10 protein-coding genes and 1 pseudogene are annotated in these 20,628 nt (G+C 35.4%); all 11 read left to right on the top strand.

The features are described 5' to 3' along the window. The first annotated feature begins 38 nt into the window (after nucleotides 1-38). Nucleotides 39-1,436: an adenosylhomocysteinase gene (ahcY, locus tag ACJTDF_RS06820; protein ID WP_407965526.1), complete on the top strand. Its 1,398-nt coding sequence runs from the start codon at nucleotides 39-41 to the stop codon at nucleotides 1,434-1,436. A 36-nt stretch (nucleotides 1,437-1,472) separates the two neighbouring features. After that, nucleotides 1,473-3,935, top strand: a complete 2,463-nt coding sequence (locus ACJTDF_RS06815; protein ID WP_407966242.1) for a PAS-domain containing protein — start codon at nucleotides 1,473-1,475, stop codon at nucleotides 3,933-3,935. 34 nt (nucleotides 3,936-3,969) lie between these two features. After that, on the top strand, nucleotides 3,970-5,490 hold the full coding sequence (gene tsaE / locus ACJTDF_RS06810; RefSeq protein WP_407965525.1) for a tRNA (adenosine(37)-N6)-threonylcarbamoyltransferase complex ATPase subunit type 1 TsaE: 1,521 nt from the start codon (nucleotides 3,970-3,972) through the stop codon (nucleotides 5,488-5,490). Between the two features lie 178 nt (nucleotides 5,491-5,668). Next, nucleotides 5,669-8,791 carry a double-strand break repair protein AddB gene (gene addB, locus ACJTDF_RS06805; RefSeq protein WP_407965524.1) on the top strand — a complete coding sequence of 1,041 codons (3,123 nt, stop codon included), beginning with the start codon at nucleotides 5,669-5,671 and terminating at the stop codon, nucleotides 8,789-8,791. After that, nucleotides 8,788-12,246: a double-strand break repair helicase AddA gene (gene addA / locus ACJTDF_RS06800; RefSeq protein WP_407965523.1), complete on the top strand. Its 3,459-nt coding sequence runs from the start codon at nucleotides 8,788-8,790 to the stop codon at nucleotides 12,244-12,246. Before addB ends, addA begins: the two co-directional genes overlap by 4 nt. 106 nt (nucleotides 12,247-12,352) lie before the next feature. After that, nucleotides 12,353-12,676 (top strand): thioredoxin, encoded by a 324-nt coding sequence (trxA, locus tag ACJTDF_RS06795; protein ID WP_407965522.1) that lies wholly within the window; start codon nucleotides 12,353-12,355, stop codon nucleotides 12,674-12,676. Between the two features lie 819 nt (nucleotides 12,677-13,495). Next, entirely contained in the window at nucleotides 13,496-13,999 is a 504-nt protein-coding gene (locus ACJTDF_RS06790; RefSeq protein WP_407965521.1) for an invasion associated locus B family protein, read from the top strand. A 39-nt stretch (nucleotides 14,000-14,038) separates the two neighbouring features. After that, nucleotides 14,039-15,268 carry a 23S rRNA (adenine(2503)-C(2))-methyltransferase RlmN gene (rlmN, locus tag ACJTDF_RS06785; protein ID WP_407965520.1) on the top strand — a complete coding sequence of 410 codons (1,230 nt, stop codon included), beginning with the start codon at nucleotides 14,039-14,041 and terminating at the stop codon, nucleotides 15,266-15,268. 686 nt (nucleotides 15,269-15,954) lie between these two features. Next, nucleotides 15,955-17,055 (top strand): annotated as a pseudogene (locus ACJTDF_RS06780) (argininosuccinate synthase); the annotation flags it as partial. A 115-nt stretch (nucleotides 17,056-17,170) separates the two neighbouring features. Next, a complete protein-coding gene (locus ACJTDF_RS06775; protein WP_407966241.1) occupies nucleotides 17,171-18,829 on the top strand; it encodes a lysine--tRNA ligase in 1,659 nt (552 codons plus the stop codon). Next, complete coding sequence (locus ACJTDF_RS06770; protein ID WP_407965519.1) at nucleotides 18,829-20,406, top strand: peptide chain release factor 3; 1,578 nt, start codon at nucleotides 18,829-18,831, stop codon at nucleotides 20,404-20,406. Before ACJTDF_RS06775 ends, ACJTDF_RS06770 begins: the two co-directional genes overlap by 1 nt. The last annotated feature ends 222 nt before the right edge of the window (nucleotides 20,407-20,628 follow it).

Here is a 20,628-nt window from a genome sequence, read left to right as displayed (position 1 = left end):
CTCCTACCGTTTCGGAAAAATAATTTTGAAAGAAAAAAATGACTGCTCAAGATTATGTTATCAAAGATATCGCACTTGCTGCTTATGGTCGTAAAGAACTTGATATTGCAGAAACGGAAATGCCTGGTTTAATGGCTTGCCGTAAAGAATTTTCTTCCAGCCAACCTTTACGTGGAGCGCGTATTTCTGGTTCATTACATATGACCATTCAAACAGGCGTTTTAATTGAAACATTAAAAGCAATTGGTGCCGATATACGGTGGAGCTCTAGTAATATTTTTTCTACACAAGATCATGCAGCAGCAGCTATTGCAGCGATGGGGACCGCCGTCTTCGCAGTCAAGGGAGAAACACTTGAAGAATATTGGACCTATATTGATGCAATCTTTCAATGGCCTGATGGTAAACTTTCTAATCTTATATTAGATGATGGAGGCGATGCCACCAACTATATTTTAATAGGTAGCTGTGCAGAGGAAAATAAAAACATCCTATCGCATCCTAAAACAGAAGAGGAAGAATTATTTTTCAAACAAATTCAAAAACGTATAGCTACCACACCAGGATTTTTTACGCGTCAGCGTGCAGCAATCAAAGGTGTAAGCGAAGAAACTACAACGGGAGTAAACCGTCTTTATCAATTACAGAAAAAAGGGCTTTTGTTTTTCCCTGCTATTAATGTCAATGACAGCGTTACAAAATCAAAATTTGATAATAAATACGGATGTAAAGAATCATTAGTCGATGGTATCAGACGTGGAACAGATGTGATGATAGCAGGTAAAATAGCCATTATCTGTGGTTACGGTGACGTCGGCAAAGGGTCAGCAGCTTCTCTTTCAGGCGCTGGAGCACGTGTAAAAATAACAGAAATTGATCCAATTTGCGCTCTTCAAGCCGCTATGGATGGTTATGAAGTTGTTACTCTGGAAGATGCAGCTTCTAGCGCCGATATTATTATAACAACTACTGGAAACAAAGATGTTGTCCGCTTAGAACATATGCAACAAGTTAAAGATATGTGTATTCTAGGAAATATTGGTCACTTTGACAATGAAATACAAGTATCAGCTCTTAGAAATCTACCATGGACAAATATTAAACCACAAGTTGATATGATTACATTTCCTGATGGTAAACGCGTAATTCTATTATCTGAAGGGCGTTTATTAAATCTTGGTAATGCCACAGGCCATCCTTCTTTTATTATGTCCGCTTCATTTACTAACCAAGTATTAGCGCAAATTGAACTATTTACCAATGCAAAAAACTATAAAAATGAAGTAACATGTTTGCCTAAACATCTTGATGAAAAAGTTGCACGTCTTCATCTTGATCGGCTAAAAATAAAATTAAGCGTTTTATCAGAAGAACAAGCGGCCTATATTGGGGTTCCCCTACAGGGACCGTATAAGCCAGAACATTATCGTTATTAGGATATTGTCTTAGTGCAAAAGAAAAAAAGACGCATTATGCATAGCTTTGATGACTATACATTCAAAAAAAAACTACAAAAAATTACTCAAATTTGTGTTGGCGCTTTTTGTCTCTTATTTCTTTTATTTCTAGCACATGCTGCCACTCAAACCTCAGTATTTCATTTATTTTCTTTTTTCGCTCGGCCAAATGAACCGTGGCTTATCATAGTGATCTTTGGAAGTATTGCTTGCTCGTCACTTCTTATATGTGTAACAATTATTATAAATACAAAAAGAGCTTTATGGAAATCTTGGACAATGATTCAGGCTCATCTTTCTGAAAAGCTTAAACAGTATGAATGGCTTCTTGAAGAAACAGGCCAATGCCTCTTTATTTGGGACAATCCAACAGCCTTACCTTATACAGTTGGTAATATTCCTACATTACAAAAAGCAGGTATTTATAAAAAAGATTTTCAGCATTTTGATAAATGGCTTGAAAAAAGCTCTTTGCAGCAACTTGATCAAGCACTCATTGAACTACGTTGTAACGGTTGCTCTTTTGAATTTTCTGTCACTACTACAACTAAAATACTCTTGCAAGTTACAGGAATTATTGCTGGAACAGCAGCCATTGTGCGATTTCAAGATATTTCAGTACAGCAGAGTGAAAATATCCGATTACAGAAAGAAGTAACCCAAATTCTCACGGAACTGAAAATACAGCGTAATCTTCTTGAGCATATTCAAGAACCAGTATGGATTCGAGATTGTGAGGGAAAAATTTGTTTCACCAACCGCGCTTTTCGGGAAATGACAAATTTTCAAGAAAAGAATAACATTGTTGATCTTTTTGATGAAACAACACAATGCACAACAGATGAAACAGAAACAATTTTTCAAAAGCATGTTTATACAGTGGTTAAAGGAGAACGACATCATTTTCATCTCACACGTATTACAACAAAAGAAGGAATGGCAGCCTTTGCGCGTGATGATAGTGCGTATGAAAATCTTGTCAAAGAAATGGAACGAATTCTTCAAAGTCATTGTGAAACACTTGATCAAATTTCAACGGCTGTAGCAATTTTTGATGCTAACCAAAAATTAAAATTCTGCAATCATGCTTTTAAAATTTTATGGCCATTGGAAATTTCTTTTCTAGAAAGTGAACCAAGTCATTCATTGCTTCTCGAGCATTTGCGTGAGAAAGGTTTTATTGGTGAATATCCTGATTGGCGTGCATGGAAAGAAGAACTTTTTAAAGCTTATCGACAAACAGAATCGAATCAACAAATTTGGAATCTTCCTGATGGACGTACAGTACGTGTCATTTCTAGTCCTCATCCTCAAGGGGGTATTACCTGGCTTTATGAAAATCTTACAGAAAAAATTGATCTTGAGCGACGTTATAATACACTCATTAAAATACAAGGTGAAACACTTGACAAACTATCTGAAGGAGTTGTGGTTTTCGGTACTGATGGACGTCTGCGTTTATCAAACCCATCTTTATCGAAATTGTGGTCACTCCCTCATAATTTACCTGTAGAAGGAACACATATTACCGAATTAGAAAACCACTGTTCTGCTTTAACAATAGGAGAAGAATGGAAACAATTTACACAATTCATTACTGGTTTTGCTGAAAAACGTGATACCTATTCAGGCCGCATAGATTTAAAAAGTGGAATAATAATTGATTATACACTTACACCTTTATCTAATGGGCAAACAATGCTCACATTTGTTAATGTCACTGACACTATTCATATCGCACGAGCCCTACAAGAAAAGAATGAAGCCTTAGAAAAAGCTGATCGTCTACGCAACGAATTTGTTCAGCATGTTTCTTATGAATTACGCACGCCTCTTACTAATATTATCGGATTTTCTGATATTTTACGCGATCAAATTTTTGGCTCTACCAATGAGCGTCAAAAAGAATATCTTGGTTATATTCATTCAGAATCAGGCGTTCTTTTGAATATTGTTAATGATATTCTTGACTTAGCAACTCTTGATGCAGGTATTATGATATTGGATATAAAACCGGTTCACATTGCTGAAGCGATGGCACAAGCAGTCGCACGAGTAGAGGAACGTCTCCATGGACGTCACATCACACTTTTACAAAACATTTCTCTTTCCTTGAAATTTATGTCTGCAGATGCAACACGTTTACATCAGATTTTTGTGAATGTTCTGAGTAATGCTATCAATTTTGCAACGGAAAAAAGCACAATTGAATTTTGTGCAGATACACAAGATAATTATATAGTCTTTAGTGTTCATAATGAGGGATCTGATATTCCAACCGATATTCTTGATCGGATTTTCAAACGTTTTACTTCTCATTCCCATCATGGTGGACGTGCAGGAGCAGGTCTCGGTCTTTCTCTTGTTAAAAGCTTTGTTGAACTGCATAATGGACGCGTTGAAATTTTTACTGGTATGGGTAAAGGGACAACAGTTAGGTGCTTTTTCCCTAATCAAAAAGATACAGAAGTTTTGTAATCTTGTTTTTTGTATTGTTTTTATGGAAATTTGAATGAATTTTAGTTTTTTTCTTGACAATGAAGAAGCAACTATACTTTTCGCACAAGATTTAGCTCTTGCCCTAAAATCTGGTGATCTTGTTACATTTCAAGGTGACCTTGGAGCAGGAAAATCAACTCTTATACGCGAACTTATTCGTACACTTGCTAATAATTGTACTATGGATATCCCAAGTCCTACTTTCACTCTTGTTCAAAGCTACCAACTTCCACAATTTGAAGTTCTTCACGTTGATTTTTATCGAATTTCAAACATTGAAGAAATTTATGAATTAGGGCTTCATGAATCACGTAAAGAAAATGTTTTGCTCATTGAATGGCCAGAAAAAGGAGTAGAGGTTTTAGGACCGGTTACTTTTGCTATCACTTTACAACACAAAGGATGTGGACGTCATATCACCCTTGTCTCTGCAGAAAATGCTACTGAACGTCTGCAACGATCTTTTGCAATTCGTACCTTTTTAAGAATACATGGACGCGACAATATTCAACGTCGTTTTTTAGCTAGTGATGCCTCAGCACGTTCTTATGAACTGTTAGATAATGGAAATAATCAAGAAGTCCTTATGAATGCACCAACCATGCAAATGGCGCAAAACATAGATTCTTCCTATGCAGACACAACACATCTTGCAAAAGATATCAGCCAATTTGTAGGTATTAGTCAGATCATTTTAGATAATGGGTTCTCTGCTCCCCGTATTTTTGCTCAAGATCTTGAAAATGGTATTTTGATTTTAGAAGATTTAGGATGCGAAGGAATTGTAGATCAATCAGGTAATCCTATAGAAGAGCGTTATATTGCTTGCAGTGAATTGCTCGCTACTTTTCATCAAAAGTCATGGCCTTTTAAAAAAAAATTTGCAACATTTCAGCTTCAGATCCCCTTTTATGATTGCCAAACTATGCAAGCAGAACTTTCTTTATTACTGGACTGGTATCTTCCTTTTCAGCAGAAAAAAACTTTAAACATAGAACAGCGTAAAGCTTTTTTTACCTGTTGGCAACCTTATCTCGATCTTTTAACTCAAGGAGAAAATACCTTTGTTATGCGTGATTATCATTCACCTAATATTCTTTGGCGTAAACATAAAAAGGGTATTGACCGCATTGGTCTTATTGATTTTCAAGATGGTGTAAGTGGACCAACAGTTTATGATCTTGTTTCTTTAGCACAAGATGCACGTCTCTTTATTCCACCAGAACTTGAAGATAAAATTTTTAACACCTATTGCAGTGCACGCAATCAAGCACTCCGTCCCTTTGATAAAGATGAGTTCCACAAACTTTACGTACTTGCAGGGACTCAGCGAGTTTCGAAAATTTTAGGAATTTTTGTACGCCTTCACCAACGAGATGGGAAATCATTTTATCTTAAACACCTATCCCATCTTCAAAGTTATCTCATTCGTAATCTTTCACATCCAATCCTTGCTCCTTTAAAAAGCCTTTATCAAGAAATGGGACTTTTATCAGAAAATGAAGCTCTTAACAGAGATATTTTAAACACCTAACTATTTTATTCCCGAAACAACATCCTCTAGGTAATTATACATGCATTTTTTTACATTCACGTCCGCTCAACTTTTGACGAAAATAAATAAACAGGGCTTTTCGGTTTCCTCTTGAATAAAAATTGATATACAGTGGAAAATAATCAATACCGTAAATTATACATCAAAATGAAGCCAAATGACTCATAAACCCCGTGTATTTTCTATTTCTCCCGGAACTCCTTTTCTGCCTCATTTTGTTGATGCACTCCTTTCTGGAACTCTTATTGATAACTTTGCATCAAACGGGAATATCCAAATAGCTCTTACTGACACTCTTATTTATGTACCAACACGTCGCGCCGCTCGTGCTTTACGTACAGCTTTTTTTGAAAAAAGCCATACGCAATCTAGTTTTTTGCCTACTATATGCCCTTTAGGGGATATAAATGAAGAAAGTTATTTTTTTACTGAAAATAATACAAATACTCTGGTCAATACTTCCCCCATTGGAGAGAGTGAACGTCTCCTTCTTTTAGCGCGTCTCATCCGCCTTTGGCGTGAAAACTTGCCAACTCATCTACGGTCTATGTTTGGCACAGAAGATATTTTTATCCCTGCCACTACTGCTGATGCAGTCTGGCTTGCCCAAGATTTAGCACGCTTGATGGATGAAGTAGAAACAGAAGACGTAGATTGGTCAAGACTTAAAGAAATTGTACCCGATATGGTTGCCGAATGGTGGCAAATAACCCTAGATTTTCTCACTATTGTGACACAAAGTTGGCCACAAATTTTAAAAGAAAGACAACAATGCAACCCTGTTGAATGGCGTAATCAAGCATTTAAAATACATGCAGATATTTTATACCGCACACAACCTCATAAAACTATTATTGCTGCTGGTGTAACAAGCTCCATTCCTACAATTGCAAATCTTTTAAAGGTGATTGCCTGCTTACCAAAAGGAGCTGTGATTCTTCCAGGCCTTGATCTTCAAATGGATGAAACACAATGGGACGCCTTAGGTGCGCTTAATAAAGAAAAAACAACCTTTGATCCTTCTCACCATATTGCTGCTTTTAGCCATCCTCAATATCATTTAAAAAAACTTTTATCTCTCATGAAGTGCCAACGCATTCATGTCCGCGAAATTGGTCAGCAAAGCATTATAAAAACTCAACGTGCTGCTCTTTTATCGGAAGCATTACGACCAGCCTCTACAACAGATTTATGGGCCAAAATCATACGTGATGATTATGAAAATATTTGCGCAGATTGGTCATTGATTGAAGCTCCCAATGAGCGCGAAGAAGCTTTAGCTATTTCTATTGCCTTACGCAATGCCATTGAAGACCCTAAAAAAACTGCAGCACTTATTACAAATGACCGCAATTTAGCACGTCGTGTAGCAGCTGAATTACAAAGATTCGGAATTGAAGCCAACGATTCAGGTGAAATACCACTTGCACAAACTTTACCTTCAACTCTATTACGACTTCTTTTAGAAAACATTTTTAAACCTGGTGATCCCATTGCTTTTCTTTCTCTTCTTAAACATCCACTCACAACATTAGAATATAATCGTAATTATTTGCGTGAGATGGCTGAGAATTTTGAATTACTTGTCCTTCGAGGGAATGCTTGTCGTATTAATCTTTGTGAATGTGATCAATTTTTTAGAACATGGAAGCAAACACATTCTCATAATATTTCTAATAATTGTATCCCTGATTTACAAAAGATTGAAGAAGCAGATTTTCTTTGTCATCTTTTAGTCAAAGCAGTTGAACCTTTAGTATCCTTAATAAAACAAGATAGAGAATGCACCATCAATGAAGCTGCTATAGCAACTGTTGAAGTTTTTGAAAATTTTGGTCGTGATGCTGATAATTCTCTTGCACATCTTTATCAAAATGAAGCAGGAAAAGCCTTAATAACTTTTTTTCGTGAATTGGTTAGTGATCAATCAGGATTAAAATTTTGTCTTCACGAATGGCCCGCTCTGTTTTCAGCTCTTATGGCCACCCGCTCTGTGAGTCCTTCTCCTGGAGGACATCCGCGTTTGTTCATCTGGGGAACTTTAGAATCACGATTACAAACCGTTAATACAGTAGTTATCGGTAGTTTGAATGAGGGATCATGGCCGATAAAAACCCACAACGATGCTTTCTTATCACGGCCAATGAAAATAACTTTAACTCTTGAACCACCAGAACAACGTATTGGCCTTTCTGCCCACGATTTCCAATGGGCTATGGGAATGGATCAAGTGATTATGAGCCGAGCCACACGTGTTAATCATACTCCCTCTGTTCCCTCACGTTGGTTACAACGTTTAGAAACAGTTGTAGGGAAACAAGTTTGGAAGCAAATCTGTACACGAGGAGAACTATTACTGCATTGGGCAAAAATGCTGGATAATACAAACAGCATCACCCCTGCGGAACGACCTTGCCCTGTACCACCACTCGATATACGTCCGCGCCATTTTTCAATCACTGAAATAGAAACATTACGGCATGATCCTTATGCTATTTATGCAAAAAAAATCTTGCGACTCAAACCACTTAAAGCACTCATTCATGATCCTTGCTCTGCTGAGCGCGGAACACTTTATCATACCATTCTAGCTGCTTTTTGCACACAAATAAAAAATCACAACGCTACCGATATGCTCGATATATTGCTCACTATTGGACGTAAAGAATTTGATAAATTAAATTTACCTCCTGATATTGAAGCAGTTTGGTGGCCAAATTTTGAAAATCTTGCTCCTTTTCTGATTCAATGGGAACAAAGCCTTGGACCACGAGAGCGATATGCTGAAGTCATTGCTCAAAACACGCTTATAGGAGAAACAGGAGTAACTCTTTCAGGACGCGCTGATCGTCTTGATATTTTGCCAGATAAAACAGTTGAAATTATTGATTTTAAAACCAGTATTCCCCCTTCAGCAACACAGGTTATTAACTTATTTTCTCCACAATTAGCATTAGAAACAGCTTTATTAATGCAAGGAGCTTTTATAGACTTTAAAGGTCTCATCCCCTCAAATTTACTTTATATTCCCTTAAAAAGAAAAGGGGAAATTAAACCCATAGCCGTTATAAATAAAAAGACAAAAGATCAAGAAAATGCAATCTCTCTTGGTAAAAAAGCATGGAAGTATCTTATCTCACTGATTAATTATTATCAGAATCCACAACAAGGCTATCTTTCACATGCAGTTCCTTTAAAAAAATCTTATGAAGGCGACTATGACCATTTAGCGCGATTGTTGGAATGGTCTATCGGTTTCGATAAAGCAGATCAATCATGACTATTTTTTCTATTCCTCAAACAGCTCTTGATACACAAGCAAAAGCTACCCATCCAACAACAAGTGTATGGGTTTCTGCTAATGCAGGATCTGGAAAAACACATGTTTTAACCGAACGTGTCATCCGCTTACTTTTAAATGGAACACCTCCAGCGCGTATTTTATGTCTTACCTATACCAACGCAGCCGCTTCTGTTATGCAATCGCGTATTTTTCGTACACTTTCCAGTTGGAGTGAGTTTGATGATAAACAGCTTCAAATAATCTTATCGAATCTCGAAGATAAACCTGCTAATGCACAAAAACTTGCCAATGCGCGTCAATTATTTGCCCGTGCTCTTGAAACACCAGGTGGCTTAAAAATTCAAACTTTTCATGCATTTTGTGAATCTTTATTACATCAATTTCCACTAGAAGCTAACATTGCTGGCCATTTTGAACTGTTAGATGATATAAACCGAAAAAAATTATTACAACAAGCTCGTCGCAAACTTTTAACCCATCGTGATGCGCAATTAGCATTAAAAGAATTGTTTAAAATCATCAGTGAAAATACCCTCTATCAATTGCTCTATGAGGCTGCCCAAAAACAGCATGAATTATCTGATTTTTTTCCTTTTATCTTTTCTGAAAGTGGAAAAGAGCAATTTCGTGCATTTTTTAATTTAGCACCCGATGAAACAAACCAAAAACTGCTAGACAAAATCCAACAAACTGCTGCACTCCCTTCTTATGCAATCAAACATTATCAAACCTATAATACCTCAAAAAACAAACATATAATTGAGAAATTTGTACAGTTAGCAACAGCATCTGATGAATCAAATATCATCAATCTTGTTTCAAATATTTATTTTGAAAAAACAGGAAAACCACGTAATTTTTCACGCTTATTCTCTAAAAAATCAGACGAAATCTGGCCTTTTGTTGAAAAGGAAATTGAAGACAAACAAAACCAACTTCCTAGCCTTTTAGAGAAATATCGATGTGTAAAACTTATTACACTTAATATAGCTGTTTTTCAGCTTTGCGATATTTATCTCAAAATCTATGCTGATTTAAAAAAAGCCAATAGCTTTTTAGACTTTGACGACCTTATTGAACGTACACTCAATTTATTACAGCACAAAGATGCAAGCCAATGGGTACAGTATAAACTCGACCGTGGAATTGATCATATTTTGCTTGATGAAGCACAAGATACCAATCCTAAGCAATGGCAAATTATTCAACTTTTAGCGCAAGAATTTTTTACAGGTCACAGTCAACGCACAAATACACGAACTGTTTTTGCTGTTGGTGATGAAAAACAATCCATCTATTCTTTTCAAGGAGCCGTACCAGAAAATTTTGCTGAAAATGGCCGAATGATTCAAAAGAAAGTTAAACAAATTGAACAAAAATTTGAAAAGATACAACTCAATTATTCTTTTCGTTCTACAGCTGATGTCCTTAAAAGTGTTGATCTTGTATTTGAAACACCCGAAAATTATAAAGGGCTTTCAGCAGAACATGTAAAGACAGTGCATGAACCTATCCGTATTCATAGTCCAGGTGATGTCATTATATGGGACGCCATTTCTCAAAAAACAAATGAACTTCCTGATGACTGGCTCTCAACTGTTGATCATCTGAATACACCTCAAATACGTTTAGCAGAAAAAATTGCTGAAACAATTGCCAATTGGTTAAAAAATGGTGAAATTCTCTCAGCAAAAAAACGTTTACTGCGTGCCGGTGATATTATGGTTTTAGTGCGTAAACGTGACCAATTTGTTCCTGCCCTTTCTCGTGCACTCAAATTACGTCATGTTCCTGTAGCTGGTGCTGATCGTTTACAACTAACTGCCCATATTAGTGTACGTGATTTAATGGCACTTGCGCGTTTTGTTTTGCAACCGCAAGATGATCTTTCTCTTGCCTGTGTTTTAAAAAGTCCACTTTTTGCTCTTAGTGAAAACGAACTTTATCAGCTTGCCGCTCAACGAACGGGATCTCTTTGGGAAAGCCTTTCGACTCATGCTTCATCACATGCCTCTTTTAAAACTATTTTTGATCGTCTCAACACATATCGGTCTTTAGTTGATAAAATGCCTGTTTTTGAATTTTATAGCTATATTCTCAACAACGATAAAGGACGGCAGAAAATCCTTGCCCGTTTAGGAACTGAAGCAAATGAAGTGCTTGATGCTTTTATGGATCACACGCTCGCTATTCAAAAAACTGGACTACCAGGATTACAAGCTTTTTTAGAAATATTGAGTATAAATGAACCAGAAATCAAACGTGAACTTGATCAAAACTGTGAAGAAGTAAGAATTATGACAGTTCACGCTGCCAAAGGACTTGAAGGAGCTGTTGTTTTTCTTGTTGATCCAGGAAGTGCAATATGGCATCCACAATACGCACCATACTTTCTTAAATTTTCTTTAGGAGATAAACAAGCTTTCATCTGGCGTCCAAATACACAATACCACACAAAGCATTTTGACAAGTTGCTCTCACGTTTAAAAGAACGCGCCGAAGAAGAATATAAACGTCTTCTCTATGTCGGGATGACACGCGCTGAAGATCGACTCATTATTTGTGGTTATTCTAATCAGAAAGAAACCCCAAACACATGGCTACAATTAGTGAAGAAAGCCCTTAAACCTCATGCAGTTCCTATAAAAGGTCCTGCAGAAGATATTGCAGCTTGGCGTTATTGCATCACCTCTTCCTGTTCAACACCAACGTATAAAGAAATGTCTCGTGAAACTCACCAAGCTTTTCCATCTTTACCTGCTTTTTTTCATGATAAAATGCCTACAGAATCGACATTATCAAAACCTTTAAGACCTTCTGTTGCGAGTATCATCGATACCAAGACTGAATTTTTTTCTAATAATAAACACTTTAGCCTCTCACCTGTTTTAGGAGAAAAAAATACCAAAAGAACTTTTTCTATTGAATATGGTAATTTTATTCACCAATTACTGCAACATCTGCCTGATCATCCCCCTATAAAGCGCCAAGATTATGCGCAATTTTATTTAAATACCAAAGCTTCTCATTGGCATAAAACCCAAAGAGAAAATGCTCTTCATCATATTTGGACAATCTTAGATAATCCGCAACTTAAACCACTTTTTTCTAGCCTTTCACACGCTGAAGTTGCTCTCATGGGTATCGTAAAAATTAATGGTAAAGAACAAATGGTTTCTGGTCAAATTGACCGTTTATGTATCACCCATAATAGCGTTTTTTTTGCTGATTTCAAAACTGGTCTTGCACCCAAAAATGATACGGATATTGCGCAACGCCATTTATTACAAATGGCTCTTTATCAAAAATTGTTGCAAGCTATTTATCCTAATAAAAATATGCACGCTCTTCTCATTTATATTAAAAAAGCCAAGATCTTTAAACTGCTTCCTGAGAAACTTGACATACTCCTTGATGAAATCATTTTATAAAAATAAAAGGGAAAATTTTTTCTAAAAAATCTATTATAATTTATTTTTGCAATAATTTAACATAAATAAATCATACTCATGTATAAAAATAGTAAAGGATAAATCAATGACATGTATAAAAATTGATAGTAGCAACTTTGAAAGTGAAATTCTCACTTCTCCTTTTCCTATCGTTGTTGATTTTTGGGCAGAATGGTGTGGTCCTTGCAAAAGCATTGCACCAATCCTTGATGAAATTGCAACAGAAATGCAAAGCCAAATTAAAGTTGCTAAAATTAACATTGATGAAAATCCAGAATTGGCTACCCAATATGGAATACGATCGATTCCTACTTTATTGATGTTTAAAAATGGAAAGGTATCATCCAATAAAGTTGGCGCTGCTTCTAAAGGACATATTGTTGAATGGATTAAAAATAACCTTGATTAAATTCCTTCGTGACTCTTTTTCTACAATAAAGGAGCTCAAATCGCTCCTTTTCATTAAAAAATAGTTTTTTCGAATTGTAATACTATGTATCAACTTTATCAATACAATTTAAGAAAAAGAAAATCATTTAAAAGATGATGAATTATTATTAAAGTTGAAAAAACTGATAAATGCATCAGATAATAACTGTTATCATTGATGTAATTATAACGGTTAATATTTGTTTGGTTTTTCAATTTCTACTTAGATTAAATTTTGAACTGATTATTGCAGTGATTATTTTTTTATCTCTTATAAATTAAAAAATAAATATGTATGTAAATATTAAAAATTTTTAAAATTATTATAGCTTAAGTAAATATGTAGATGTTTAGAAAGAAAATACACCATAAATCTAAATAAATTAATTGCGAAGAACATAACTATTTCGATACTTAAGGAAAATTCGAAAAAAATTTACAAATTTTAGCTAAAAAGTTATATTGTCATGAATTATCCTTCAATCAAAGTAGCTTTATGGAGAAAAAAGTTATTTTTGTGAATATTATTCTTCCCTATTTTATTTTGTATCATTGTGGTTGATGATTTTATAATAGATACAGAAGTCTTAATGTTTAAAAAAAATCTAGATATTGAATAAAAAATTCATGTTTTAGTAATAACTAAAAGGTCACAATTGAACGAAAGACTTATTTTAACTAGAATAATATTTTCTTTTGTGAACAATTGAAAAAATTACCTTATATATTACACCGGCCTTTATTAAACTTTGCGAATGTAAAGAAATTTAAAAAAAATAAAAAAGGGAGCGAGATGAAGATGTTGAAAAAGATTTTTATTGTTGTATGTACTATAATTATGACTCTTGTTGGTCCAACTTGGGCACAAACACCAAACCGTTTACAGCAGTTTGAAGCTTGGGGAACTTATTCTTATAAATCACCAGAAAATATGATTTGTTATATATTATCAGTTCCTTTAAAAGCACTCCCAACAACCGTTAAGCATGGCGATAATTTCTTTTTGGTAACCAAACGTTCTAATTCCCCTATTTCGTTTGAACCACAGTTTATGGCTGGTTATACCCTTAAAGAGGGATCAAAAGTTACTGTCACCATTGGAGATAAGAATTTTGACTTTTTTACAAAGGATTCATCCGCTTGGTTAACGTCATCAGGAATGGAAAAACAACTCGTTGCAGCTATGCGTTCAGGAACAAACATGACAGTGAGAGCTATCTCAAAACGAGGGACTCATACTACCTATACTTATTCTTTAAAGGGAGTAACTGCTGCGTTAAATATGGCACAAAAATGTCACTAAATATTTGTAATTCTAAAATAGCTGATAAAATGGAAAATCATGGCCATTTCATATGACCTTAGATCTGTTGAAACATATCAAATACTAAAAGCAAAGAGTACTATAGTAACGAAACAACCTAAATTACCTTTAATTGGTTTATCGCAGGATGAAATGGCACAGGCTTTACGGGTGATCGGTGTTCCAGAACATCAAACGCGAATGCGTGTACGTCAACTTTGGCATTGGCTTTATGTACGTGGGGTTTCTCATTTTGATGAGATGTTAAATATTTCTAAGCCAATGCGGGAGATACTCAAAGATCATTTTTCTATTGCGCGTCCCGAAATTGTTGCGGAACAAATATCACAAGATGGTACTCGTAAATGGCTTTTACAATTTCCAGCTTCTGGAGCTGGGAAACCTGTTGAAATTGAAATGGTTTATATCCCTGAAGAAGGACGTGGTACTTTGTGTGTTTCATCTCAGGTAGGATGCACATTAACGTGTTCTTTTTGTCATACAGGAACACAAAAACTTGTTCGCAATTTAACAGTTGAAGAGATTTTAGTGCAATTATTGGTTGCTCGTGATTGTTTAGGTGATTTTCCTGATAAGAATACACCTGATGGTGCGATTACTCCAATTGAAGGACGTAAAATTACTAATATTGTTATGATGGGCATGGGAGAACCGTTTTATAATTTTGAAGCAGTTAAAAAAGCTTTATTGATTGCTTCTGATGGCAATGGACTTTCTTTGTCGAAACGCCGAATTACCCTTTCAACCAGTGGAGTGATTCCTGGGATTATACGAACAGGAAAAGAAATTGGTGTTATGTTAGCGATTTCGCTCCATGCAGTGCATGATACATTGCGAGATATACTTGTTCCAATTAATAAAAAATATCCTCTTGCTTTGTTAATGGAAGCTTGCCGTAATTATCCTGGCCTTTCGAATGCTAAGAGAATTACATTTGAATATGTTATGCTGAAAAATGTGAATGATAGTTTAGATGATGCGAAAAAATTAATTCAATTGCTTAAAGGTATTCCTGCTAAAATCAATCTGATTCCTTTTAATCCATGGCCTGGAAGTAATTATCAATGTTCTGATTGGGAACAAATTGAACGTTTTGCTGATATCATTAATAAAGCAGGTTATGCTTCACCTATTCGTATGCCACGTGGACGTGATATTTTGGCTGCATGTGGGCAGCTTAAATCAGCTTCAAGGCGTTTATGTAAATCTGAACGTATGCGACTTGAAAATATAACTGATAATGAATAGATTCAATTTTTTCAGATAAGTAAGAGTAGAGCAAAACTGGTAAAAATTCCTACAATAAATCAATCAAGAAAACGAACGCCAAAAGGATTGTGCAAAAAATTTTTAAAAAGTTTATTTGTAATAAAAACTATAAAAATTATAATGGGAAAAGAAATAGGAATATTAAGAAATTCCCTAAATAAGCAATTTTGTGTAACCGTCGCATCATTAATATTGATAAATTTTGGCAAGAAGGTTCCTGTAAAAAAATAACTTTAGGATTTAAGATATTTATTGCAATACCGGTTAAGTAGTCGCCTTCAAGATTATGGCGTTCTGAAAATGTTTCTTTTAAAGAAAATATTGAGTGTTAACGCAAGATTTGAAAAGTAAGCCATAAAAGCGCGTAGTGATGTGAAAAGAAGTGCTGATAAGCCGTAGCTGCAGCGATAACTTGGATAGTAAATCTATTGCACTTGCGAAAGCGCATATCATTGCAGCTTATTTACCTTATGCAATAATAAGCTCGACTGAGAAAATAATATCAAGTTCTGGAATAAGAGCTAAAATTAACATTGCTAGGGTCCAATTGTGCAACAATAGACTATTCTCGAGTAAAAATGACATACTAATTTCTTTTATGCTTAAAAATAAGTGGTCGTGACTTATATCTTTTATAGACTTTTTCTTTACACTTTTTCATTTTTTTGCATCTTTTTTTATGTTGCTTTAAAAAAGTTGTTTTAACTTATTCAGGGGGATTAGACACATCTATCATTCTCAAATGGTTCAAAGTAAACTAGAGGCTAAAATTGTAACTTTTACGGCAGATTTAGGTCAAGGAGAAGAACTGGAACTTGCAAGTCGTAAAGCCGAAATGCTTGATGTTAAAGAAATTTATAAATTTATATTGAAAATTTACGGGAAGAATTTGTGCGTAATTTTGTGTTCCCGATATTTCCAGTAAATCCAGTTTATGAAGGAGTTTATCTTTTAGGAACGTCGATTGCTCGTTTACCTATTTCAAAACATCCTGTTGAAATTGCCAAAAAAACCAACGCAAACGCTATCCCTCATAGAGCAACGGGGAAAGGCAATGATCAAGTACGTTTCGAATTTTCTGCTTATGCTCTTAATCCTGATATTAAAATTATTGCTCCTTGGCGTGATTGGAATTTTAAAAGTCAAACAGATTTAATTGAATTTGCACATGCGCATCAAATTCTGTTAGAGAAAGATAAACAAGGTGAAGCGTCTTTTTCAGTGTATGCAAATTTATTGCACTCATCATCGGAAGAAAAAATTTTAGAAGATCCAGCAGTTTCTGCTTCTGAATATGTCCATATATGCGTACTCTTTCACCAGAAGTTCACCAGATCAAGCAACCATAATCACGATTGTTTAAAAAAGGAGATGCTATTTCAATTAATGGAGAAGTTTTATCTCCTGTGGATTTGTTAGATCAATTAAATAGTTATAGGCGTGAAAATGGTATTGGCCAGTTAAATTTAGTAGAAAATCGCTTTGTAGGTATGAAATCACGTGGTATCTATGAAACACTAGGAGGAACTATTCTTTTAATAGCTCACCGAGCAATAGAATCCTTAACATTGGATCGTGGTGCAACTCACTTAAAAGATGAATTAATGCCACGTTATGCGGAACTTATTTATTACGGTCTTTGGTTTTCACCTGAGCGTAAAATGTTACAAGCAGCTATTGATTTATCTCAAGAAAATGTTGAAGGAGAAGTAACACTAAAACTTTATAAAGGAAATGTGATTGTTGAAGGTCGCCAAAGCAAAAAATAACTTTATTCTGATCAGTTGGTGATTTTTGCTGCTTTTAAATGACTATTATTGACGAAAAAGTTTAACAATCATACACCTTGTCATTAAGTAATTTATTTTTAGGACAAAGATGATGGACAATCCGTATGGTACCTATAACCTTCCACTTGAATTAATAGATTCAGCAGCTCAAGCAAAAGCTTGGCCGTTTGAAGAAGCGCGTAAGCTTATTAAGCGCTATGAAAAAACCGGCTATCCAGAGCATATTTTATTTGAAACAGGTTATGGGCCTTCTGGTTTACCACATATTGGAACTTTTGGAGAAGTTGCACGTACAACTATGGTGCGTCATGCGTTTCATATTCTGACCGAAAATAAAATTAAAACAAAACTTCTTTGTTTTTCTGATGATATGGATGGTTTGCGCAAAGTTCCTGATAACGTGCCTAATCGAAAAAAAATGGAAGACTATCTTGGTCAACCGCTTAGCCGCGTTCCTGATCCTTTCGGAGATGTGTATCCTTCTTTTGGAGCTGCTAATAATGTACGTTTACGTACTTTCCTTGATCGTTTCGGTTTCGATTATGAATTTGCTAGTGCTACTGATTATTATAATTCAGGCCGTTTTGATGAAACACTTTTAAGAATACTTTCCTATTATGATAAGGTTATGGAAATTATTCTACCAACATTGGGTGAGGAACGGCGAGCAACTTATTCACTTTTTTTACCTATTTCTCCACTTTCTGGAAAAGTATTACAAGTCCCAATGATTGCTCGAAATGTTGAGAAAGGGACTGTGACCTATATCGAACCTGAAACAGGTGATGCCATTGAAACAGAAATTACAGGTGGAAAAGTTAAGTGTCAGTGGAAAGTGGATTGGGCAATGCGCTGGACTGCACTTGGAATTGATTATGAAATGGCGGGAAAAGATCTTATTGATTCAACAAATCTTTCTTCTAAAATTTGCAAAATTCTTGGTGGAAAACCTCCTGAGGGATTTAATTATGAGCTTTTCTTGGATGATAAGGGACAGAAAATTTCCAAATCTAAAGGAAATGGTTTGACTATCGATGAGTGGTTAACTTATGCACCAACAGAAAGTTTAGGACTCTATATGTTTTTAAAACCAAAAACAGCAAAACGGCTTTATTTTGATGTTATTCCAAAAGCTGTTGATGAATATTATGCACATCTTTCAGCTTATGAGCATCAACAATGGAAAGAGCGTCTTAATAATCCCGTATGGCATATTCATCATGGGCGTCCTCCTAAAGTCAATTTACCTGTTTCTTTTGCTATGCTGTTAAATTTGGTCAGTGCTTCTAATGCTGAAAATAAAGAAGTTCTTTGGGGATTTATTTCTCGTTATGCTAAAGAAGCTAACGTGCAAATATATCCAATGCTTGACCAGTTAGTAGAGTTTGCTCTTAAATATTTTGATATTTTCGTAAAACCAAACAAAAAATTTCGTATACCCGATGAAAATGAACGCTCAGTATTGATTCAAATTGATGAAAAATTGGCTAGTTTGTCAAAAACTGTTGATGGAAATACCATTCAAAATGCACTTCTTGATATCGCACGCTTGACGGAACGTTATCAAGATCATAGCAAAAAAGGTCCAGAAGGGGGACCTGGTGTTTCAAGTGTATTTTTTCAAATGCTTTATGAAGTACTTTTAGGACAGGAACGAGGACCACGGCTTGGGTCATTTATAGCGCTGTATGGAATTGATGAGACACGCGCACTCATTGCTGCAGCACTCGCACGATCGGTGGAGGAATAATGGAACGTAGAGTGCAAGAAGTAAAACGACGGCGTACATTTGCGATCATTGCGCATCCTGATGCGGGAAAGACAACCCTAACAGAAAAGCTGTTATTATTTGGCGGTGCTATTCAGCTGGCTGGTGAGGTGAAAGCAAAAAAAGACCGTATTCAAACCCGTTCTGATTGGATGAACATTGAACGTGATCGTGGTATTTCTGTTGTCACATCAGTAATGACATTTGAATATCAAAATCATATTTTTAATTTGTTAGATACCCCAGGTCATGAAGATTTTTCGGATGATACATATCGTACTTTAACAGCTGTTGATAGTGCAATTATGGTACTCGATGGGGCACGCGGAATCGAACCGAGAACTCTCAAACTGTTTGAAGTATGCCGACTGCGCGATATTCCTATTGTTACTTTTGTTAACAAAATGGACCGTGAAGCGCGCGATCCCTTAGAAATTTTAGACGAAATTGAAGAAAAACTTGCGCTTGATACTGCTCCAATTACTTGGCCTATTGGTATAGGAAAGAATTTTGTTGGCACTTTTGACCTTCATCATAATTGTTTTCGCCAACAAGACCATGAGGTTATTTCACAAACGATTTCTGATCTTCGTGAAGTCGCAAATTTGCTTCCTGAAAATCAACAGACACTTTTTGTTGAAGAAGTAGAGCTTGCCCGCAGTGCTTGTAAAAAATTTAATCTTCAAGCTTTCTGTGAAGGGCATATGACACCCGTTTATTTCGGCTCAGCTTTACGAAATTTTGGTGTTCGTGATTTGATTAATGCATTGGTTGATTTTGGTCTAAGCCCTCGTGATCAGGTAGCCGATCAACGCAACATAATAGCTACTGAACCCAAAATGACCGGTTTTGTCTTTAAAATTCAAGCTAATATGGATCCCAATCATCGTGATCGTATTGCATTTTTGCGGGTGTGTTCAGGAATACTTGAACGCGGTATGAAGACGAAATTAGTAAGGACAGGAAAATCAATGACACTCTCAGCACCGCAGTTTTTCTTTGCTCGTTCACGCCAAATTGCTGATCAAGTGTATGCTGGTGATATAGTAGGTATCCCTAACCACGGAACTTTGCGTATTGGAGATACCTTGACTGAAGGAGAAGATATTCTCTTTAAAGGTGTACCAAATTTTGCACCAGAAATTTTACGTCGCGTTCATTTAAGCGATCCCATGAAAGCAAAAAAACTAAAAGAAGCTTTGCAACAAATGGCTGAAGAGGGAGTAGTACAATTATTTATCCCTTATGATGGTTCGCCTGCTCTTATTGGTGTAATTGGTGCTTTGCAAATTGATGTTTTGACAGAACGGCTTAAAGCAGAATATTCTCTACCTGTGAGCTTTGAATCATCGCGCTTTAACGTATGTCGTTGGATTTCTGCAGAAAATAAAGAAGAACTTAAAAATTTTCTTGCTTGTCATCAATCCGCTGTTGCGCATGATTTGGACAGTGATCCAGTTTTTTTAGCAGAAAATCATTTTTCGTTAAATTATGAAGCAGAAAGAGCGCCAAAAATTAAATTTGTAGCTTTTAAAGATTATCAGGTACGCTCTAAATAAAAAAATAAATTATTATAACTAAAAAACGTCAAAAATGAGCTATGATTCTTTAGTTAAGTTTAAAAAGTTTATAATGAGCTAGACTATTGTTTTTCTAATCCTCATAAAACACTTATACTTTATACGACAATACTTTTATTAATTTGAATATTTTAACGATAGTATCATGATTTCTTACAAAAATATACATTTATATTGTTTCTATTAAAACAGAATCAAGTC

The organism is Bartonella bennetti (genome assembly GCF_045945445.1).
Classification (GTDB): domain Bacteria; phylum Pseudomonadota; class Alphaproteobacteria; order Rhizobiales; family Rhizobiaceae; genus Bartonella.
The sequence above is the reverse complement of the archived record's forward strand: the minus strand, read 5'-3'. Positions and strand labels throughout refer to the sequence as shown.